Genomic DNA, 18,230 nt, shown 5'->3' with positions numbered 1-18,230 from the left:
CAACCCCTGAGCGAACAATTGCGATGACCTGGTATCGATTCGGTGAATGGATAATCGAGCGCCGCTTCAGGGTGCTGCTCGTGTTGGGCGCGCTGACGTTGTTCTTCGGATATTTCGCGGCCCAGACTCAGCTGGTCACGAGCTTTAGCGACCTGCTCCCGAAGAATCATCCTTTTATCAAGACCTATCAGAAGTACGAGGAGTTTTTCGGCGGCACCAACACCGTGACCATCATGGTTGAGGCGCGCGAAGGCACCATCTACACCCACGACATTATCGCCAAGGTCGCCGCGATGACCCGGGACATGGACCTGGTGTATGGAGTCCAGCACGGCTCGGTGCGCTCGCTGACCAACGCAAGCTTCTTCCGACCGCTCCCGGGCGGCGTGATCTTGAACGCGCCGATACTGCCGGAAGGGGTGATCCCGAGCACCCCGCGCGAACTGGAGGAGCTGAAGGGCAACGTTCACAAAAACCCGGGAGTGGTTTTCGGGCAATTCGTTTCGCTGGATGAGAAGGCCGCGAAGATCACCGCGACCTTCCTCGAAAGCCGACTCGACTATCGCAGGATCTTCGAAGAAACCTACAAGCTGGTCGTCGATCCCCACCGCGACTCGACCGTCCGGATCTACGTTTATGGGCCGCCGATTCTCTACGGCTGGGTCTATCACTACACACCGCAGATCTTCAGAATTTTCATGATCACCGTGGTCGTGTTGTGGGTACTGCTGTATTTGTACTTCCACGACTGGCGGGGTGCGCTGCGACCGACTATTTCCGGAGTAATCTGCGCGATCTGGGGACTCGGGTTCATCAGGCTAATCGGGTTCGCGCTCGACCCGCTGGTGTTGGTCATCCCGTTTCTCATAACCGCGCGCGCGGTCAGCCACTCGGTACAGATGCACGACCGGTACTACGAGGAGTATTACCGGCTGCGCGACAAGGAAAAGGCGATCCTTTCCGCGTTCTCCGAGCTGTTCGTCCCTTCGCTGTCGGGAATTCTGACCGACGCGTTCGGCGTGCTGGTCATCCTGCTGGTGCCGGTGCTGTTTCTGCAGAAGCTCGCGATCACGGCCTCCTTCTGGATCGCCGCGATCATCGTGAGCGAGCTGCTGCTTAATCCGATTGTCTATTATTACCTCGAACCGCCACGCATCGAGGTGATCGAGCGGCGCGAAAAGGGATTTTTCAAGCGGATGCTGGAAGCCATCGCCCGGCCGATGCTGTCACCGGGCGGGCGGATCGTCACGACGCTCGCGACCGTCGGTGTGATCGTGCTGTGTGCTTTCTTCTGGACCGGTTTGAAGGTCGGTGACCCGAGCTCCGAGACCCCGTTTCTGTGGCCCGCGTCTGCCTACAATCGAGCCGCCAAGGCTATCGAGAGCAAGTTCGGTGGTGTGGATCCGTTCCTGGTAGTAGTCGAGCTCAAGGGCCGCAGCGTGCTCAACGACCCGCAGCTGTACAACGTGATGGACCAATACCAGCGCTACATGGAGGGCGACCCCGAAGTAAGTAACTCATATTCGCTGGCCGATCAGCTGGCGAACAGCGGGGGCCCGCTCAAGGAATTTCAGTTCAAATGGAGTGTGCTGCCGACCACCAGGGGCACCACTGGCGCACTTCTCCAGTCATTTCTGGCAGGCTCATCTCCACTCGCCACCGCTTTCATCCTAACCCCGCGTCGCGAGGCCACCCAGATCACCATCTATTGCAAGAACCGGGAGGGCGAGAACATTCAGCGAATCGTCGCGCGCACGCAACAGTTTTTCGCCGATCCCAAACATCAGGTGTCGGGGGTGCAGTTCAAGCCGGGTGGCGGAATCATCGGTCAGTTGGCCGCCGCCAACCAGGAGATAATTGACAACGACCTGCGCCTGAACATCCTTGCCTTCGCGACCATCTACATCATCGTGCTGTTAACCTATCGCTCATTCATGGCGGGCTTGTATCTGTTGTTTCCGCTCGCGTTGGCCAATGCCGCTATCAACGCATACATGGGCGCCCACGACATCGGCATCAATATCAACACGCTGCCGGTTGTGACCGTTGGGGTCGGATTCGGAATTGACTACGCGATCTACATCGTGAGCCGAATCATCGAGGAGCTCGCGCTGGGCCGCGAGATTCAGGATGCCACCTATCACGCGCTAGTTACCTCGGGGAAAGCGGTCGCTTTCACCGCCCTGACCCTGGTCGCTTCGGTGCTGTTCTGGTACTGGTCCAGTATCCGGTTCGATGCGGAGATGGGCCTGCTGCTCGCAGTCTGGATGTTCGTCTCAATGCTCGGGGCGATGACGATTCTACCGGTGCTGATCGTGATTTTCGATCCGAAGTTTATCTACCGCGAGAAGGAACGGGTGATTGCCTCGCGGCGGCCGGACCTGGCGCAACGCGCAGTCGCGGCCGCCTCCGCGTAAGCGGGGCCTTTTTCAACCGAGGCCGGACTCGAGGGTTGTCCGAACGGGCAGGAAAAACGGGCTCCCTATGAAGCGGTAAGCGGGGCTGCCGCGATTCATCGCGATCCCAGGTCTAAAATTCAGACTAACTCCCCATATGAAGCTCCAGCGGCTCGATCATTTCGGTCTCGAAGTCACTGACCTCGTGCGTGCCGAGCGCTTTTACACCGAAGTGCTCGGGCTCAGTGTGGTTACCCGGATGGGCGATCAGGTCTTGCTCGACTGCGGCGGTCAGAACCTTGCGCTGTTCGCAGTCTCGCGTGCGCCGCTCGCGCCCGCGGAGCGTGCAGCAAGAATCGCCAGTCCGCTAGGGAAAGGTCATCACGCCTTCCGCGTCAGCTATGCCGATTTTTCCCTGGCGCGCGATCGCCTCACTGCGGCCGGCGTGGAAACCGCCCGCCCCATCGATTGGGGCGATCACGACTGCCTGTATTTTCTGGATGTGGATGGTAACCTGCTTGAGGTAGTGACCTATCGCGAGCGCACATGACCCCCGCCCGCGCGCGACCCGAGATGAACCCGCGAATCGAGGCGGAAAAGCTTCATAAACATTACGGCGACCGAGTAGCGCTGGACGGCGTGTCGCTCAAGGTTTCCGCGGGCGAAGTCGTGGGTCTGCTGGGACCCAACGGCGCGGGGAAAACCACCACGCTGTCAATCCTCTCGGGCGTGATTCCGCCGGATTCGGGCGATGTCCGAATTGGTGGCATTACCATGAATGGTTCGTCGCCGTTGGCGCGGGGCAAACTCGGCCTGGTGCCGCAGTCCATCGCGCTGTATCCCACCCTTACGGCGCGCGAAAATCTGCTTTTCTTCGGACGGATGCAGGGTTTGAGCGGGGATGTTGCTGTAGGGCGTGCCACTGAGCTTCTGGACGAGGTGGGACTGGCGGATCGCTCTCACGAGCCGGTCGGCGGGTTCTCGGGTGGAATGAAGCGGCGGCTCAATCTGGCATGCGGCATGATGCATCAACCGTGCGCATTGCTGCTCGATGAGCCGACCGTGGGAGTCGACCCGCAATCTCGTGGACGAATTTTCTCGATCGTCGAGCGCGCACGCGAACGAGGTGAGGCGATCCTCTATAGCACGCATTACATGGAAGAGGTCGAGCGCCTTGCCGACCGGATCATCTTAATCGATCGCGGCAGAGTCGTCGCAGAAGGTGCGAGTGCCGCGCTAATCGCTCTGGCCGGAACGGAACCGCGAATCGAAGTGACCACCGCAAATCCGCTCCCACCTGGATGGGCGCACGGCGTCGAGGGGGTGCGAGAACTTACACGCCAAGGCGACAACGGCGCCAAGGTTTCCCTCGCGCTAGTCCGCGTCGACCAGGCGCCGGAGATATTGCGGATGGCCGAGCGCGACGGCGGCCAGGTGGTCGAATTCTACCTCCATCGGCCGAATTTGCAGGATGCGTTTCTGGCCCTGACCGGCCGCGCCTTGCGCGACGTCCCCTGAGGCTACCCAGGCGCCGTGACTCCGAAGAACCAGTTCAAACGCTCAGGTTCGGTGGGGGGCCCGGTGCTCGAGGGAATCACGCTGCAGGAAGCCTCGCTTTCGTATCTCGATGACGAACTGCGCTGCGAGCGCTCGACGCTGCGCGATGCAAGCCTACCGAACACGCGCGCGAGCGGAGTGGTCTTTGACACCTGCGAATTCCGTCGCGCAGCGTTCGAAGGTTCCGTGCTCCGCCGGTTGCGGCTCCTCGATTCGCGCCTGGAGAAATGTAATGCAAGCAACGCCGAGTGGGACAACGCACATCTTCGACGGATTGAGTTTCTCGGCTGCCGCCTGACCGGAATCTCGCTGATTAACGCAAACGGTTCCGATGTCCTCTTCAAGGACTGCAAGGCTGAGTTTCTGCGTTGCGAAGGTTCCAAGTGGACCAATGTGCGATTCGAAAATTGCTTGCTGACTGACGCGGACTTTCGTCGCACGACATTAGACCGCGCCGCGTTCATCCACTGTGACTTACGAAACGCGGACTTCGAACATGCCAAACTGGGTTCCCTGGATCTTCGAGATTCGACGCTGGATGGCGCCAGAATAGAACCTAGTCAATTTCCGGGATTGACTATCGATTCGCTACAAGCTCTCGCGCTTATTCGCGGATTGGGAGCAACCGTGGTCTGAACCGCAGCGCTGCAGATCGCGTTTCAAGAACCCACGCGACTCAATTTGGCCTAACAGGAAGCGACGCACTGGTTTAAAAAACGAGTTTCAACATCATGGCGGATCACGCCTAAGGTATTCTCTTTAGCTGTCGTCCCTTAGGTGCGAATTACTAAATTCTTACTTGCAGAGCCTTGATCAAGCTGACAAATCTTCAAGTAGGGGCCACATGGTTGGGATTCTCATAGTAGACGATGATTCCGATGCCGGCGAAGCTATGTCCGAGCTGCTTGCCTACCAGGGCTTTGCCGTCGCGCTCGCCTCTGACGGCCAAAGAGCTCTCGAAGCGCTGCGCCGCGCCGACACCCTACCGGATGTCATCTTGCTGGATTTGATGATGCCGGTGATGAACGGGTGGCAATTTCGGAAAGCCCAACTGGACGACCCGCAACTCGCGGCGGTGCCGGTTATCGTGGTGACAGCGAGTTTGGCCTCGGAAAGCCAGCTATCCCAATTGAAGGCTGTCGCACTTTTTCGCAAGCCAGTGGATGCCGGCACTTTGGTCCGAAAGATAAACCATATCTGCCACTGAGACTTTCTCCCCGGAAAGGCTCACCGCGCGCTCGCCGCTTTCGCAACAGATTCGATTCCAACCTCCTCGAGACGCTCGACGTTCATCTCGTGAGTGAAACGATCGATATCGTAAAATAGCAGCAGCGCAATCGAAATCAGGCTGCAGGTGGCAATTACCGGCGCGTAGATCAGCGCGAAATTTCTCAAAATTGCAGGCGCCACTTGGCCCTGGACGGCGTGTTGCGGAAAGTGCACGACCGCGAGCAGCAAGCCTGACAAGAACACACCGATGCCGTTGATGGACTTGTTCAACAGGCCATTGGCTGCAAACAGCAATCCTTCCGAGCGCTGGCCTGTGACAACCGCGACGTCTTCGACTACGTCGGCCATCATCGAGCTGATGATGATGAATCCGGTGAGCCCAAGGGCCGCGGTCAGGAAATAGCTTGCCAGCAAAATCGTCAAAAGCGTCGAAGTGTGGTTCGCGGGCATCATTCCGAGCAGGCGGAGCGAGATTGGTCCGCTCGCAGTAAAGGTTGAACAGACGAATAGGCCGATCATCGAAGGCTTTTTACCGAAGCGTTTTGAGATGCCCGGAGCCAGGACTACGCCAACGAATGCGGAAAGCGTGGAGATCATTGGGAAGTACGACATCTGCGCAGGAGTTAGCTCCCAATAGTAGTTGCCCACGTACAGTTCCAGCGTGGTGCTCAGCCCCAGTGAAATCGCGCCAAATACCCCGGATGCCATCAAGGCAAGAAACGATCGATTGGTTAGGGTACCGCGTAGCTCGCGCCACCGCTCGGCCCAGCTCTGCCCGCGTTTTGGCTCATAAACGAAGCTGGCGATGAACTTATGAGTGCCGAGGGACGAAATCATGATCGACGCGAACATCAAGAGGCCGCCGACCAGGGCGTATTGGCTGTAGCCGGCGCGATTCATCAGCCCCAGGGGATGGGTCGCGTCCTTGCGTAGAAATACCTGTAGGGCGAGCACCCCCATCGCGGCTCCGCCCAATGTGCCGAAAAAAAACCGCGAGCTCATCAAACCGGTACGCTGGTCATAGTCGAGGGTCAGCTCCGGAGCCAGGGCGATGCTCGGAATCTCGTAGAGACTCAAGAACAGTCGAACCGTGACCAGCAGCGCAACAAGATAGACGAACAGGCTCTGATTGGACCATCCGTGCGGCGGGTTCCAGAGAAAGTAAAACGCGAAGGCGATCGGAACCGCAGAGGCATACATGAAGGGATGGCGCCGACCCCATCGTGACCGCGAGTGATCTGACCATTCGCCGATCAGCGGATCGCAGATTGCATCGAACATCAGCGTAACCATCATAGCCGCTCCTACCCAGGCCGCCGGTAGGCCCACCACCTGGTTGAAGAACAGCATCAACAGGGAACTCAGCGCGGCGATGTGGACTCCGAAGGCCACCGAGCCGACCCCATAGAGAAGGTTGGTGCCCAGGGTGAGAGGGGGACGGGGCGCCGATGACTGGTTCATCCTTTGTAGCTAGCCGTCGGTTCGTTGGTTGCGGGCTCGAGCAAGGTGCTTAGCTCCCAGCCATGGGTAACAAGATCCGTTAACCAACCACTTGCAGCGTAATCAGGTCGTTGCGGCACGAATACTTACCGCGGTCGGATGAGCGGCGCAATTGTTAATTTTCTCGGTCCTGACGCGGCCCATAGGGTGTGGAAGACTCAGCATGGGGTACCTAGACCCGCGGAGGCGTCGTCACCAGGGCGGCGTTCCTTGCGGGCGACATTCGTGTTAATCGGACTGCCATGATTCGCGCGGTCCTGCTCGCGATCGGCAAGGAATTCCGCCTGCTTAGGCGCGATCCGGTAGGGCTGTTCATGCTCATCGTTGCGCCTATCGCGGTAATCGCTGCCGCCGGTTTCTCGCTGTCCCGCGTGTACGGAGGGGGTTCCTCATCATACGCGGTCGCGGTGGTCAACGAAGATGACGGCGAAATTTCGCGCGCCATCATCGATGCGTTGCACAGCAAAGGTTCAATCGCGGTCCTGCACGTAGACAATCGCGATCTGGCCAGGGCGATGGTCCGTGAACACAAACAGGCAATCGTTGCGATCGTAATCCCGGCAGGCACCAGCGCTGCATTTGAACGCGGCGCATCCGTTCGGCTTATCGTGTACGCAGATCCCGTCCGCTACCTTGAGACCGTTAGCGTCGAACTCGAGCTAGCCGAGTTGGGCAGGCGCATCAACCAGACGGCCAACGATCGGGCGCGCCAGGCGCTTGCCGAGGCGAGAGACCGTCTGGAGCGGGAGATCGCGGACGCCAATCATGGTGCCGACGAGGCGCGCGCGGCCATCGCGCAGTTCGCTCGAACTGCGCAGCATTCGCGCGCAGAACTTGACGCGCAGGTACGCCAGCAATTGGAGACGGCGGTGGCCAGCGCCCGCGCCCAGACCGAGAAGGCGGTAAACAACGCGATCACCGAACTCTCCTCACAGGCGCAGTCACAGGTCGCGTCGCAGCGCGCGTTGCTCGGCCAGACCCGTGACTATCTGGAGCGTCTCAGGACGACGCGGGTCGCATTTGAAAAATGGTTGGCGGATCTCCAGCAGTTGGCGGGCTCGCGCGCGTCCAGTATTCCCGCGCCGCCGGCGTTTCCGGAGCCCCCGAGCGATCTGCTGACCATCGGCAACTCCGAACCTACCGCTCCCAACTTCGAGGCGCTTCGCGCTCGCCTGGAGAAATCAATCGCCACGCCGGACTTAAACGTTCACATCCCGGGGATGGCGTTTCCGCCGTTGCCCGCGATTCCGGCAGTTCCTACACAGGCGACCAAGGTTTCCGCGACCGTTCCCGGCACGATTGGTTTCGCGGAGGAGAATTCCAGCGGAGTAGAGGTTAGCCCCTTGAGTGGGTTCAACGCGTTCGACCTACAGGTGCCGGGGTTTGCGGTAACCTTCTTGCTGATCGGCATGCTTATGGGCGTGTCTCTAGCGCTCATCGACGAGCGCGATTGGGGAACCCTCGACCGTTTGCGCGCAGCTGCTGCTCCGCTGGGTGCTACCTTTGCCGGGAAATTGCTTGCCCGGTTCATGATCGGGTTTGTGCAGATGGCCGTACTGTTTGCCGCGGGCTGGGTCTTTTTCGGAATCTCGCTGGGACGCGCCCCCTTGGCCCTGGTGGTTCCTTCCGCCGCGATCGCGTTTGCCGGCGCGGCCTTCGGCCTGGTGGTCGCGGGGGTCGGACGCACGCGCGATGCAGTTCTTCCGGTCGGCGCGATCGTGATCATGACAATGGCCGCGGTCGGGGGATGCTGGTGGCCGATAGATTTCGAACCGCAGTGGATGCAGAGGGCGGCGCTGGCCGTGCCAACGACCTGGGCGATGCGCGCATTCAACGATCTGATGATTCGAGGTCTTTCGGCATCGAGCGCTTTGGTGCCGAGCGCCGTCAACCTTGGGTTCGGTTTCCTCTACATGATTGTCGGGATCGCGATCAGCCGCCGACGGTTCGCGCCGTAGGCAGCGCGCGGACCGGCGCGACCACGCACCGGGTCGACTCTCGAGCCGCAATGGTGATTGCAGTCGCGGCGGTCGTGATTCTGCACCCGGCTCGCGCGCGCGGAGAGTTTTTGCACTTTACCGCCAATCCGTCAGCGAGTGATATTTCCGCGACGGTTCTTGAGCCGATGTCCTCTTTTCGCGGGAATGTCATCGGCAAATTTCGGGTGGTCTCCGGAAAATTCGGGTGTTCTCCGGAGAGGTCTCAAGCGACGCGGCAAGTTCAGCGCGGACCACGAGCGTAGAGCGCGGTCTTCTTGATTAGATGCGGAGTTATTTTTCGGTGATTTGGAGATCGTCGAAATCCGCGACAGTCGCCGAGTGAGTTTCTTCGCTGTTGCTGGCAAATGCGATCGTCTTCACTCGTCCCGGCTTGGTGCCGAAGGCGCGCTGGTAGTCGGACACCAGGTTCACTTTTTCGGGGATCCACTGCCCAAGCTTCGCGGATCCGCTCTCTAGCACCACCGCTTTCATCGTATCGGGTGAATAAGGGTCTGGGATGATGGTTCCCGGGGCGTGGGTGGTGTCCCAAACATACTCCAGCTTGCGCTTAATCGAAGGATCGGCAGCATCATGGAACACGACGAACAACCGCGCTGCCGCATCGTCGCCATTGCGCGTGGAAATATCGGCCCGTTGTGGCATTCGCTCCACGCGCCAACGCCAGGTCAGAACCGGATACTGCTCGGGGTCGAATGGGGTATCGATTCCAAATGAGTAGAAGGAACCATCGGTCGAGATTCTCAGGAAGTGATTACCCCCGGTTTCCTGATCGTCTTCGACCCTTCCTTTATCCGGCTGGGGACCAAGCCCTTCGGTGGCCCATCCGTGTGGGACTCCATGCTCGAAATCCTCGCCGACTGGGGACTGGGCGCGGCTGGCCGCCGGGGCGGCGGCAAGCGCAACGGCCAAGGTAACGACGAGGCAGTATTTCATTTGGTACCCACCCTTGGTCGCACGGTAACCACAGGAGGCGAGTGCAACTCCTCGATGAGAACCTCGGGACTATAGTCCGCCCGGGTCGTGATCAGAAGGGAATCGAAATTGTGGACCCCGCTTTCGAGTTTCTCCCATCCGGTGATTACGTATCCGATTCCGGGATGTTCCCCGGGGATATGCTCGGGTGGATCCGGCCGGTTGGGGGCGTCGTTGAAATAGAGCTGGCGGCTGAGCAGCGGGAGATCAGGCGTGGGTGCGAGGGTCTGCACCGTGGTGCGGCCGGCGCCGCGAATTGCGATCCACGAGATCGGAACGGAACCCATCGCTGCGAGCCGTTGCTCCATCTCCTGGTTGCCAATTTTCAGCGGCGGCATTGGCATCTGTGACCACAGCAGTTCATAGCCGCTCAAATCATTGAAATCGAGGTCGATACGGACGCGGATATCACGGAAAAAAATCCGCGGCGCCCATGAGAAATGCATCCTGAAAGGGTTTTCAAGATGATCACGATAAAAAAAATCATTGCGCTCGAAAACCGGCGAATGAAGCCCCAGGAGCAGATTTACAGAGTGGCTGAGCTTGCGGATCACCCGAATCGGACCCACCTTCCACGCCAGCAGCTCACTGTGGATGTCATCTTCCGAAAACGAAAACCGGATCAAACCGATAACCAGCGTGGTTAGCCGTACTTTCATGCGATCGATCAGGTTCGGCCTATGCTCGCCGAGACCGTTCTGCGTCATGAAGTCTGTCGGAAGTCCATTGGTCAAGCCCACGCGATAGTGGTCGGTCTCGATGGTGTCGGTGCGAGGATCGAAGGTGACATAGCGCCGATTGCTCAGGCGAGGAGCGCCGGCCACGTCTACATATGCGTAGCGGAGCGAGCCACCCAAGGGGTCAGCGACCTCGATTTCGAGAGCCTGCGACGGCAGCTGGGTAGTCGCAGTGCCCTTTTCACCAAGATCTGACAACATCAACGCAATCTCGTCGTCGGGCGAGAACGTGGGCCGAGGATTGCCCGGCATTCCAGCCGGTCCCTCGGGCAGCGCGTAGCTGCCCTCATGAGAGATCTCGTCCACCTGAAACGGAATCGGTTCGGCCTTGCCGCTGTGGACGGTGAGAACCTCGAGATGGCCGATGTCGACACCCGACAGCGATGGCAATTGGCTGCCTTTCAAAATGAGGGGCTGCCATTCACGCGGACTCGCCGAAACCCGGGACGCGCACAAAGCCGCAACGAGCCAGACCGCGACGATTTCTGCCAGGTGGCGCGATTGGCGCGAGCGGCGATAATACATTACAGGGGTCCAGCATGGTGGATTTTGCGGTTTCTCCAAAATCAGACAAGCCTCCCAAAGCGGTCGAGGAACTGGCGGCAGCCATACAGGCTGACGGCGGCCAGGCATTGGCGGCATTTGAAGATCCGATCGGCGGGCACTGGCATATCTTCGCGTTGCTACCGCTCAACCTGGTCGAGGGGACGCCCTACCAGCGCGATCTCTCGCCGGCGCACCTCAAGCGGATGGTCGAAGTGATGAAGAAGCTCGATCGATATACTGAGCCGATCGTGGCGGTGCGATCGGACGGCCGCTACTGGACGCCCAACGGCAACCATCGCCGCGCCGCCGCCGCCAAGGTTGGCGCCAAAAGCATCCCCGCGATCGTCGTTCCGGAGCCCGAGGTGGCATTCCAGATCCTCGCCCTCAATACCGAGAAGGCCCACAACCTCCGCGACAAGGCGCTGGAGGTGATCAGGATGTATCGCGCGCGGCTGGAGGAGCATCCGCGGCGTGCGGAAAAGGAGTTTGCGTTCGAATTCGAGCGCGCACATTTCATCACCCTGGGACTGCTTTACGAGAAGAAGCCGAAATTTTCGGGCGGCGCTTACGCACCCCTCTTGAGCCGCGTCGACAATTTCCTGGCGCAGCCGCTCAAGGAAGCGATTGGAGAACGGGAAGAACGCGCTGAGCAGGTAGAACGCGCCGATGAGCTGGTTACGCAGTTGGTTGTGCAGGGCAAGAAGCGGGGACTGGTGCACCCATATCTCAAGAACTTCATCATCGCCCGGTCGAATCCGCTGACGCGAGCACGCAAGACGATCCCCACTTGCCACACGGCGCTGAACAGCCTTATCAAAGCACTGTCAGAATTCGACCTCGACAAGATTCACTTCGGTCAAATCCGCGCGGCCGCGCAAATAGCGGCGGCCACTGCGACGGAATAAGAAAGCGGCGATTTTGAGCCCCTCACGCGGGTACGAGAATCCGATCCGTAAACCTCGGCGCGGCCCGGATTTACCTACGCGGCTGCCGGCGCCTTACTTAGTTCGAAGGCGCCGGGTTCGAGGCCTTCCTTGGAGCGCAGCACTACTTTGGCACCCAGCTTCTCTTCCAGCGCCTCGAGGTCTTTGGCGCCATTGTCATATAGATAGCGCGCGACCTCAGAGCTAAGCCTCACGATCACCATGTCGCCGAGCGTTCGCTGCGCCGCCTCGCGCCGGATACCGCGGATAACTTCGGCGGCAACGGTGGCGATGGATTTAACAACGCGGCGCCCCTGGCATCGCGGGCATTGCTCGGTGAGGGATGCTTCCAGGCTCTCCCGGGTGCGCTTGCGCGTCATCTCCACCAGCCCGAGCTCGGAAATCTTGAGCACGGAAGTTCGCGCCTTGTCGCGCTTGAGCGCAAGTCCGAGCGCCTCACTAACCTTCCTGCGGTCCGTTTCGCGCGACATGTCGATGAAATCGACGATGATGATGCCGCCGATGTTGCGCATACGCAGCTGCTTGACGACTTCTTCGACGGCTTCAAGGTTGGTCTTCAAAACCGTCTCGTCCTGGTTGCGCTTGCCGACAAAGCGCCCGGTGTTGACGTCGATGGCGGTAAGCGCCTCGGCCTGATCGAACACCAGGTAGCCACCCGACTTAAGCCATACCTTGCGATCGAGTGCGCGCTCGATTTGGGGCTCGATGTTGAAGCGGTCGAAAATCGGCTCCTGGCCCTGGTGCAGCATCGCCCGCGCGCGCAACCGTGGCATGTAGGTCTGTATGAATTGAACGATGCGGCTGTACGTATTGGGATCGTCGCACCACAGGCGCTCGACCTCGCTGGAAAACAGGTCGCGCACTGTGCGCAGGGCCACATCGAGATCGCTGTAGAGCATCGATGCCGGGGAGCCCTTCTCACTTTTTTTCAGGATCGAACCCCAGGTCTTGGTGAGGAATGCGATATCGCGCTGGATATCGCGGCGTGACAGCCCTTCGCACGCGGTGCGCACGATGAAGCCACCCTGCGGCGGTCGCGCCTCGTTCACCGCCGCGCGCAGGCGTGCACGTTCTTCCGCGCTGGCAATGCGCCGCGAGACCCCTAAATGATTGCTGGTTGGAGTGTAGACGAGGTAGCGGCCGGGTAGCGAGATGGATGAAGTCAGCCGGGCGCCCTTGGTGCCCATCGGTTCTTTTGCGATCTGAACAATTATCTCCTGTCCGCGGCGAAGCTGCTGCTCGATGGGCAGGCGCGAGCGGTGCGGTCGGCGTGACGGTTTGCGCCGCGGCGCCGGGTGTTCGACTGGTGCCGCGTCATTGCTCTCGCTGTCATCGGGTTACGCGGAATCGTCGAGGGCATCGACGACCGCCGGCTCATCGGTTTCGACGTCCTCCTCGCCCAGTACTTCGGCGATAGAGCTGAGCCCGTCGGTTTCACCCTGGAAGTCGGAGACGTGGAGAAAGCCCGCCTTTTCAAGCCCGATGTCGACGAACGCGGCCTGCATTCCGGGAAGCACGCGGGTCACTTTACCCTTGTAGATGTTCCCCACTAATCCGCGATGGCTATCGCGCTCGAGGTAGAACTCGGCCAGGGAGTTGTCCTCGATTAGAGCCACCCGCACTTCGAGTGCGGATGCGTTGATTATGATTTCACGTTTCACTTGGAAAATGTTGTACGCCCCTTGATGGCGCGGTTTCAAACACGCGGGCGCTCGGTGAGGATTTTCGCGGAATTTCGGTGCTGGAATGGACTACACCAATTGGACATCCGCCCATCAGCCACCACCACGAACTTCCGGGATCATACGGAGGGGTTCGCGTGCGCGCAAGGCAAGTACAAAAACCCTTGAATTCACAGGCTTTTCATAGGGTAGAGCCTTGACTTGCTGTTCGCGGGCAGTTACGAAACTTCTAATGTCTTCGGCGGCCGTAGCCATGGCGGCGCCAATGCCGGGCGCCTCGATTCTCAACACCAAGGTTCTGGTTCTTAACCGGTCGTACCTGCCAGTTCACGTCACCTCAGTAAAACGCGCGTTTGCGCTGCTCTATCAGGGAGTGGCGCGAGCCGTCGACGAACAATACCGGACCTTCGATTTTGACTCGTGGCGTGATCTGGCGGTTGAGGTGCATCACGAGCGAGTGGGCACCGTCAGCGGTTTTATTCGGGTGCCGCGGGTATTACTGCTGACCGCGTACGAGCGCATTCCTAAGCGGCACGTACGGTTCTCGCGCTTCAACATCTTCGCGCGCGACAACAATACCTGCCAGTACTGCGGGCGCAGATTGCCGCGCACCGAACTGAATCTCGACCACGTTATTCCGCGCTCTCGTGGCGGGACGTCGACGTGGGAGAACATCGTTTGCTCATGCCACCACTGCAACCGCAGGAAGGGCGGACAAACCCCGGAGGAAGCGTCGATGGCGCTCATCCGCAGGCCACGCCGGCCCGAGTGGACTCCTTTTAGTGCCGAAATGTTTTCGCTTAGGCGGTACCGCGAGTGGATGCCGTTTGTCTCGCAGGTGGATAGCGCCTACTGGAACACTGAACTGATTCAAGACTAGTCTCGTCTTATCAAGAAATATTAAGGCCAAAGGCCGACCAGGTCGCTCGAGGGGCCTGTCCGGGAGGTCAAGAGAGCAAGCACTCGAACCCTGGGTTGGTTGGTTCGCTCTATTAACGAGGTAGATATCTTGATCGGCCTTATAGTGTCATGGGATAAGGTGTTCGTGGTGGTGCGGTGGAGGCGCTGGACGCATGCGCTTAAAAAGCCTTGAATTGGTAGGCTTCAAGTCTTTTCTCGAACCTACGACGATAAGTTTCGCATCCGGGATCACGGCGGTTGTCGGTCCCAACGGCTGCGGCAAATCAAACGTTGTTGACGCCATTCGCTGGATACTTGGAGAACAGGCGCCGACTCGCTTACGCGGCAAGACGACGGAAGATCTGGTCTATGCGGGCAACGATCAGAATCCCGCCGCGGGAATGGCGGAGGTTTCGCTGGTCCTGGACGCCGAAGATGGCGGCCCGCTCCCCGAGCCGTATTCGGCGCTGAGTGAACTCGCGGTGACCCGCCGCGTGTATCGTTCGGGTGATTCTGAATATCTCATCAACAAAATTCCTTGCCGGCTGAAGGACATCACCGAGTTCTTCATGGCCGCGCAGATTCATAGCCGCGGCTATTCTCTGATCGAACAGGGCAAAATCGAGGAGATTATCCAGGCCAAGCCACACGAGCTTCGGTCGATGATCGAGGAGGCGGCTGGGCTTTCCCTGTTCAAAGGCCGCCGGGAAATTTCCGAGCGTAAACTCGAACGGGTCAAAGAAAACCTGTCGCGCGTCAACGACGTGCTCAGCGAGATCGAACGGCAGCTCAGCTACGCGCGCCGCCAGGCGAAGAAGGCGGAACAATACAAGATCATTCGCGCCGAACTGTCGGAATTGGAGAAACTGACCGCGGCGCGCCGCCTGCTCGCGGAGCGCGAGACGCTCGGCACGGAAGCGGTACGCGGCGAACAGTTGGCCGCCTCGATCGAGAATTCGCGGCAGGGTGCATCCGCTGCGCAGAAGCTCGCTGAATCCGCGTCCGCCGATGCCCAATCCCTACGTGGCGAGTTGGCGGCCGCCGAGCGCGAGCTTGAGAACCTGGTTGCGGGCGCGGCACAGCGCGAGCGCACGCGAGTGTTTCTTACCCGCAAGCTGCACGATCTGAGCGAATCAGAACCAGCGATTATCGCGAGACTTGAAGAGCTCGAGAGCCGGGTCACGGCTGCCCGCGCGGCGCGGGCAGAGGCGGGTGCGCGACACGCGCGCGCGAGCACGGCTGAAGAATCCGATCATGAAGCGGCACTCGCCGACCTGACCGAGCAACTGCGCGCCGCCGAGAAAGATCTCAAGGAAACCGACGCCAAGGCCGAGAATCTCAAGGATGACCTGGCAGACATCGTGCGCGAAGCGGCGGTCGTTCGCGGCCGCCTCGGCGACCTGGCGGGAGAACGAGCTGAGCTGGAGGAGAAGCTGGCGGCCTTCAATACGGGCAACGGTGGGGCCCTTAAGCTGCACGTGCTTACCTCCAACGCGCATGCTCTGTTAGGGGCCGCCGAGCGGCGGCTTGAACGCTGCCAGGATGAGCTTTCCGCTCTGGAAGCGAACGAGCGCCGAGGTGCCGAGGCGGAGATCGAGGCGCGAGCGGCTCTCGAGCATCTGGCGCAGCGGATTGCGTCGCTGCGCTCGCCGCTCGCCTCGAGGAACGAGTCCCTGTCCACCGAGCCAACTTCCGAGAAAAGTCAGCGATTGACCGCGGTTCTCGAATCAATGAACGGCGACCGCCCCATGACGCCGCCCGCCTGGCTGCACGATGTCCTTAACGCGCCCGCGGAACTGGCGCCGGCCCTCCACGCGGTGCTGGGTGGAGAATTGGAATCGGTGGTGGTTGATTCGCCGGCGTTCGCGCTGCGTGCGATCGAAATTCTGAAACGCGATCAGGGTGGGCGATTGAGCTTTGTGCCGGAGCCCGACGTGACCGCGACCCCTCACCCCGCGATCGAGGCGCCGGGCGTGTCCGGACGCCTGCTCGATATGATCAGCGTCGAACCCCGGTTCCGCGCCGTTGCCGAGGCGATGCTCGGGCACGTGCTGGTGGCTGACGATCTTAACTCCGCGATGGCCGCTTCGAACCTGAACGGCCGCGGAACCCTTTTCGTCACGCGCGACGGCGACCTGCTCAATCCCGGTAGGATGATCGCCGGCGGCAGCCTCACTCAAACTGCGCCTCAGAGTGGGGACGCGAGGGCGCGCGAGACCGCGAGTCACGAGCTTGCGCTGGCCGAAGATGAGCATCGCGCCGCTGCCGAGCGCTTGGCTAAATGTCAATCGGCGCGAGAAGTAGCCGCCAGCGCCCTGACTACAGCGCGTGCTCGGGCAAATGAGTGCGAACACGAGGTGGCCCAGCGTCGCGGAGCGGTTGCGCAAGCCGATCAGGATTCAGCCTTGGCGGAGGCAGAAGCGGCGAACGCGCGACGCAGGCTCGCTGAAATAGTTGAGAGTGTCACCGGAGGCAACGCGCGCCTTGGCGAGCTTGCGACCATCGAGCAGGACGCGCGCGCCCGACTGGGTACCATACGCGCTGAGCTGGCCGCGTGCCGCGCGCGCACCGATCGATTGATGACGGCGGTAGCCGAAGCCGCCGCGCGCGTGGACGCGCGCAAATCGGAGCTTGCCGCGCTGGAACGTGACCTGCGCCACGCGGTCGAGACGGTGACGCAGATTGATGCGCAAATCGGGGAGCATCACGAGAATCTAGAACGTTCGCGGGCGGAGCGAGTGGACTTCGAGCGCGAACTGAACACACTTGCCGAACAGCACGAGGCGGCGCGAATTCGCGAGACTGAACTGAACGCGAGCGTAGAACGGCTGCGGGTGGAATGCTCCGAATGCGAGTCGAACTTGGAGACCAAACGAGAGCACCTCAAGACCGCACACGAGGAGCTGCAGAGGCTGGAGGGTGAAGCACGCGGGTGCGAGCTTGCGCGCGAGCGCGCTCGAACGCTATGCGAAGAACTCGCGCGTAGCTTCCGCGAAAAGTTCGAAGCTGACTTCGACTCGGTTGCGGCCGAGATCATTCCCGGGCTCGAAGGGCGGGAGCCGGCTCAGGACGACGCACGGTTGCTGGAACTGCGCGCCAAGGCCGAGCGAATCGGCGAAGTGAACCTTGCCGCGGACAGCGAGGTGAAAGAGTTGGAGGAACGCGCCGCCCTGCTGGGTAAGGAGCGTGCGGACCTGGATGCCGCGGTGCAGGATTTGACCAGGACGATTACTCATCTGAACCGCGAGGCGCGCAAACGCTTCGCCGAGACCTTCGAAGGCGCGGCGAAAAACTTCGAAGAACTGTTCCCCAAGCTGATGCGCGGCGGAAAGGGGCGCCTGGAGCTGAGTGAAGCGACCGATGTGCTCGATGCGGGCGTGAACATCATGGTGCAGCCCGCGGGCAAGAAGGTGAAGGAAATCGGCCTGCTGTCGGGTGGCGAGAAAGCGCTCTCCGCCATGGCGCTGGTATTCTCGCTGTTCCTTCTCAACCCGAGTCCGTTCTGCGTAATGGACGAAGTCGATGCGCCGCTAGACGAATTCAGCCTCGCGCGCTTCACCGACTTGCTCGGCGAGTTGAAGAACCGCTCCCAATTCATCGTAATTACTCATAACCAGCGCACGATGCAGCGCGCCGACCAGATTCACGGCGTTACCATGGACCGCCCCGGTATTTCCAAGGTTATCTCCCTGAAGATTCCCGAGGCGGCGTAGTTGATCAGTTCATCCGCCATGCGTGCGACAGTGCTCGGCGGCGCCTTGGAGAA

The 18,230-nt window shown here is 60.3% G+C and carries 14 protein-coding genes; 9 read left to right on the top strand and 5 right to left on the bottom strand.

The window, feature by feature from the left end:
• The first annotated feature begins 23 nt into the window (after nucleotides 1-23).
• The 5 genes from VGI36_11470 (at nucleotide 24) to VGI36_11450 (ending at nucleotide 5,160) form a co-directional block, all read left to right on the top strand.
• Nucleotides 24-2,417 carry an MMPL family transporter gene (locus VGI36_11470; protein ID HEY2485761.1) on the top strand — a complete coding sequence of 798 codons (2,394 nt, stop codon included), beginning with the start codon at nucleotides 24-26 and terminating at the stop codon, nucleotides 2,415-2,417.
• A 136-nt stretch (nucleotides 2,418-2,553) separates the two neighbouring features.
• Nucleotides 2,554-2,946, top strand: coding sequence for a VOC family protein (locus VGI36_11465; GenBank protein HEY2485760.1), 393 nt, complete (start codon nucleotides 2,554-2,556; stop codon nucleotides 2,944-2,946).
• Nucleotides 2,947-2,969: 23 nt separating this feature from the next.
• A complete protein-coding gene (locus VGI36_11460) occupies nucleotides 2,970-3,914 on the top strand; it encodes an ABC transporter ATP-binding protein (protein ID HEY2485759.1) in 945 nt (314 codons plus the stop codon).
• A gap of 15 nt (nucleotides 3,915-3,929) precedes the next feature.
• The gene (locus VGI36_11455) at nucleotides 3,930-4,589 is read left to right on the top strand and encodes a pentapeptide repeat-containing protein (GenBank protein HEY2485758.1); all 660 of its coding nucleotides are present in this window, start codon (nucleotides 3,930-3,932) and stop codon (nucleotides 4,587-4,589) included.
• 208 nt (nucleotides 4,590-4,797) lie between these two features.
• Entirely contained in the window at nucleotides 4,798-5,160 is a 363-nt protein-coding gene (locus VGI36_11450; GenBank protein HEY2485757.1) for a response regulator, read from the top strand.
• Nucleotides 5,161-5,180: 20 nt separating this feature from the next.
• Here VGI36_11450 and VGI36_11445 read toward each other — a convergent pair whose 3' ends face one another.
• The gene (locus VGI36_11445) at nucleotides 5,181-6,644 is read right to left on the bottom strand and encodes an MFS transporter (GenBank protein ID HEY2485756.1); all 1,464 of its coding nucleotides are present in this window, start codon (nucleotides 6,642-6,644) and stop codon (nucleotides 5,181-5,183) included.
• 281 nt (nucleotides 6,645-6,925) lie between these two features.
• Between VGI36_11445 and VGI36_11440 the strand changes: the two genes are divergently transcribed.
• Nucleotides 6,926-8,641 carry an ABC transporter permease gene (locus VGI36_11440; GenBank protein HEY2485755.1) on the top strand — a complete coding sequence of 572 codons (1,716 nt, stop codon included), beginning with the start codon at nucleotides 6,926-6,928 and terminating at the stop codon, nucleotides 8,639-8,641.
• A gap of 312 nt (nucleotides 8,642-8,953) precedes the next feature.
• On the opposite strand, the gene VGI36_11435 is transcribed toward VGI36_11440, so the two are convergent.
• The gene (locus tag VGI36_11435; GenBank protein HEY2485754.1) at nucleotides 8,954-9,616 is read right to left on the bottom strand and encodes a DUF3047 domain-containing protein; all 663 of its coding nucleotides are present in this window, start codon (nucleotides 9,614-9,616) and stop codon (nucleotides 8,954-8,956) included.
• A complete protein-coding gene (locus tag VGI36_11430) occupies nucleotides 9,613-10,782 on the bottom strand; it encodes a hypothetical protein (GenBank protein HEY2485753.1) in 1,170 nt (389 codons plus the stop codon). The genes VGI36_11435 and VGI36_11430 overlap by 4 nt, the downstream gene beginning before the upstream one ends.
• 149 nt (nucleotides 10,783-10,931) lie before the next feature.
• Between VGI36_11430 and VGI36_11425 the strand changes: the two genes are divergently transcribed.
• Nucleotides 10,932-11,843 carry a ParB N-terminal domain-containing protein gene (locus VGI36_11425; protein HEY2485752.1) on the top strand — a complete coding sequence of 304 codons (912 nt, stop codon included), beginning with the start codon at nucleotides 10,932-10,934 and terminating at the stop codon, nucleotides 11,841-11,843.
• A gap of 74 nt (nucleotides 11,844-11,917) precedes the next feature.
• On the opposite strand, the gene VGI36_11420 is transcribed toward VGI36_11425, so the two are convergent.
• Together VGI36_11420 and VGI36_11415 are read right to left on the bottom strand one after the other, a co-directional pair.
• The gene (locus tag VGI36_11420) at nucleotides 11,918-13,132 is read right to left on the bottom strand and encodes an Rne/Rng family ribonuclease (protein ID HEY2485751.1); all 1,215 of its coding nucleotides are present in this window, start codon (nucleotides 13,130-13,132) and stop codon (nucleotides 11,918-11,920) included.
• An 87-nt stretch (nucleotides 13,133-13,219) separates the two neighbouring features.
• A complete protein-coding gene (locus VGI36_11415; GenBank protein HEY2485750.1) occupies nucleotides 13,220-13,543 on the bottom strand; it encodes a S1 RNA-binding domain-containing protein in 324 nt (107 codons plus the stop codon).
• A 274-nt stretch (nucleotides 13,544-13,817) separates the two neighbouring features.
• On the opposite strand from VGI36_11415, the gene VGI36_11410 reads away from it, so the two are divergent.
• Together VGI36_11410 and smc are read left to right on the top strand one after the other, a co-directional pair.
• On the top strand, nucleotides 13,818-14,444 hold the full coding sequence (locus VGI36_11410) for an HNH endonuclease (protein ID HEY2485749.1): 627 nt from the start codon (nucleotides 13,818-13,820) through the stop codon (nucleotides 14,442-14,444).
• A gap of 193 nt (nucleotides 14,445-14,637) precedes the next feature.
• Nucleotides 14,638-18,177, top strand: a complete 3,540-nt coding sequence (gene smc, locus VGI36_11405) for a chromosome segregation protein SMC (GenBank protein HEY2485748.1) — start codon at nucleotides 14,638-14,640, stop codon at nucleotides 18,175-18,177.
• Nucleotides 18,178-18,230 lie beyond the last annotated feature (53 nt).

The sequence above is a fragment of the Candidatus Binataceae bacterium genome (assembly GCA_036495685.1).
Classification (GTDB): domain Bacteria; phylum Desulfobacterota; class Binatia; order Binatales; family Binataceae; genus JAFAHS01.
This window is presented reverse-complemented; position numbering and strand designations above follow the sequence as displayed.

Excerpts from the sequence above, each read along its gene's own strand:
- VGI36_11465 (HEY2485760.1), top strand. The coding sequence starts at position 2,554 with ATGAAGCTCCAGCGGCTCGATCATTTCGGTCTCGAAGTCACTGACCTC.
- VGI36_11445 (HEY2485756.1), bottom strand. The coding sequence starts at position 6,644 with ATGAACCAGTCATCGGCGCCCCGTCCCCCTCTCACCCTGGGCACCAAC.
- smc (HEY2485748.1), top strand. The coding sequence starts at position 14,638 with ATGCGCTTAAAAAGCCTTGAATTGGTAGGCTTCAAGTCTTTTCTCGAA.
- VGI36_11460 (HEY2485759.1), top strand. The coding sequence starts at position 2,970 with ATGAACCCGCGAATCGAGGCGGAAAAGCTTCATAAACATTACGGCGAC.
- VGI36_11440 (HEY2485755.1), top strand. The coding sequence starts at position 6,926 with ATGATTCGCGCGGTCCTGCTCGCGATCGGCAAGGAATTCCGCCTGCTT.
- VGI36_11470 (HEY2485761.1), top strand. The coding sequence starts at position 24 with ATGACCTGGTATCGATTCGGTGAATGGATAATCGAGCGCCGCTTCAGG.
- VGI36_11435 (HEY2485754.1), bottom strand. The coding sequence starts at position 9,616 with ATGAAATACTGCCTCGTCGTTACCTTGGCCGTTGCGCTTGCCGCCGCC.
- VGI36_11425 (HEY2485752.1), top strand. The coding sequence starts at position 10,932 with ATGGTGGATTTTGCGGTTTCTCCAAAATCAGACAAGCCTCCCAAAGCG.
- VGI36_11410 (HEY2485749.1), top strand. The coding sequence starts at position 13,818 with ATGGCGGCGCCAATGCCGGGCGCCTCGATTCTCAACACCAAGGTTCTG.
- VGI36_11450 (HEY2485757.1), top strand. The coding sequence starts at position 4,798 with ATGGTTGGGATTCTCATAGTAGACGATGATTCCGATGCCGGCGAAGCT.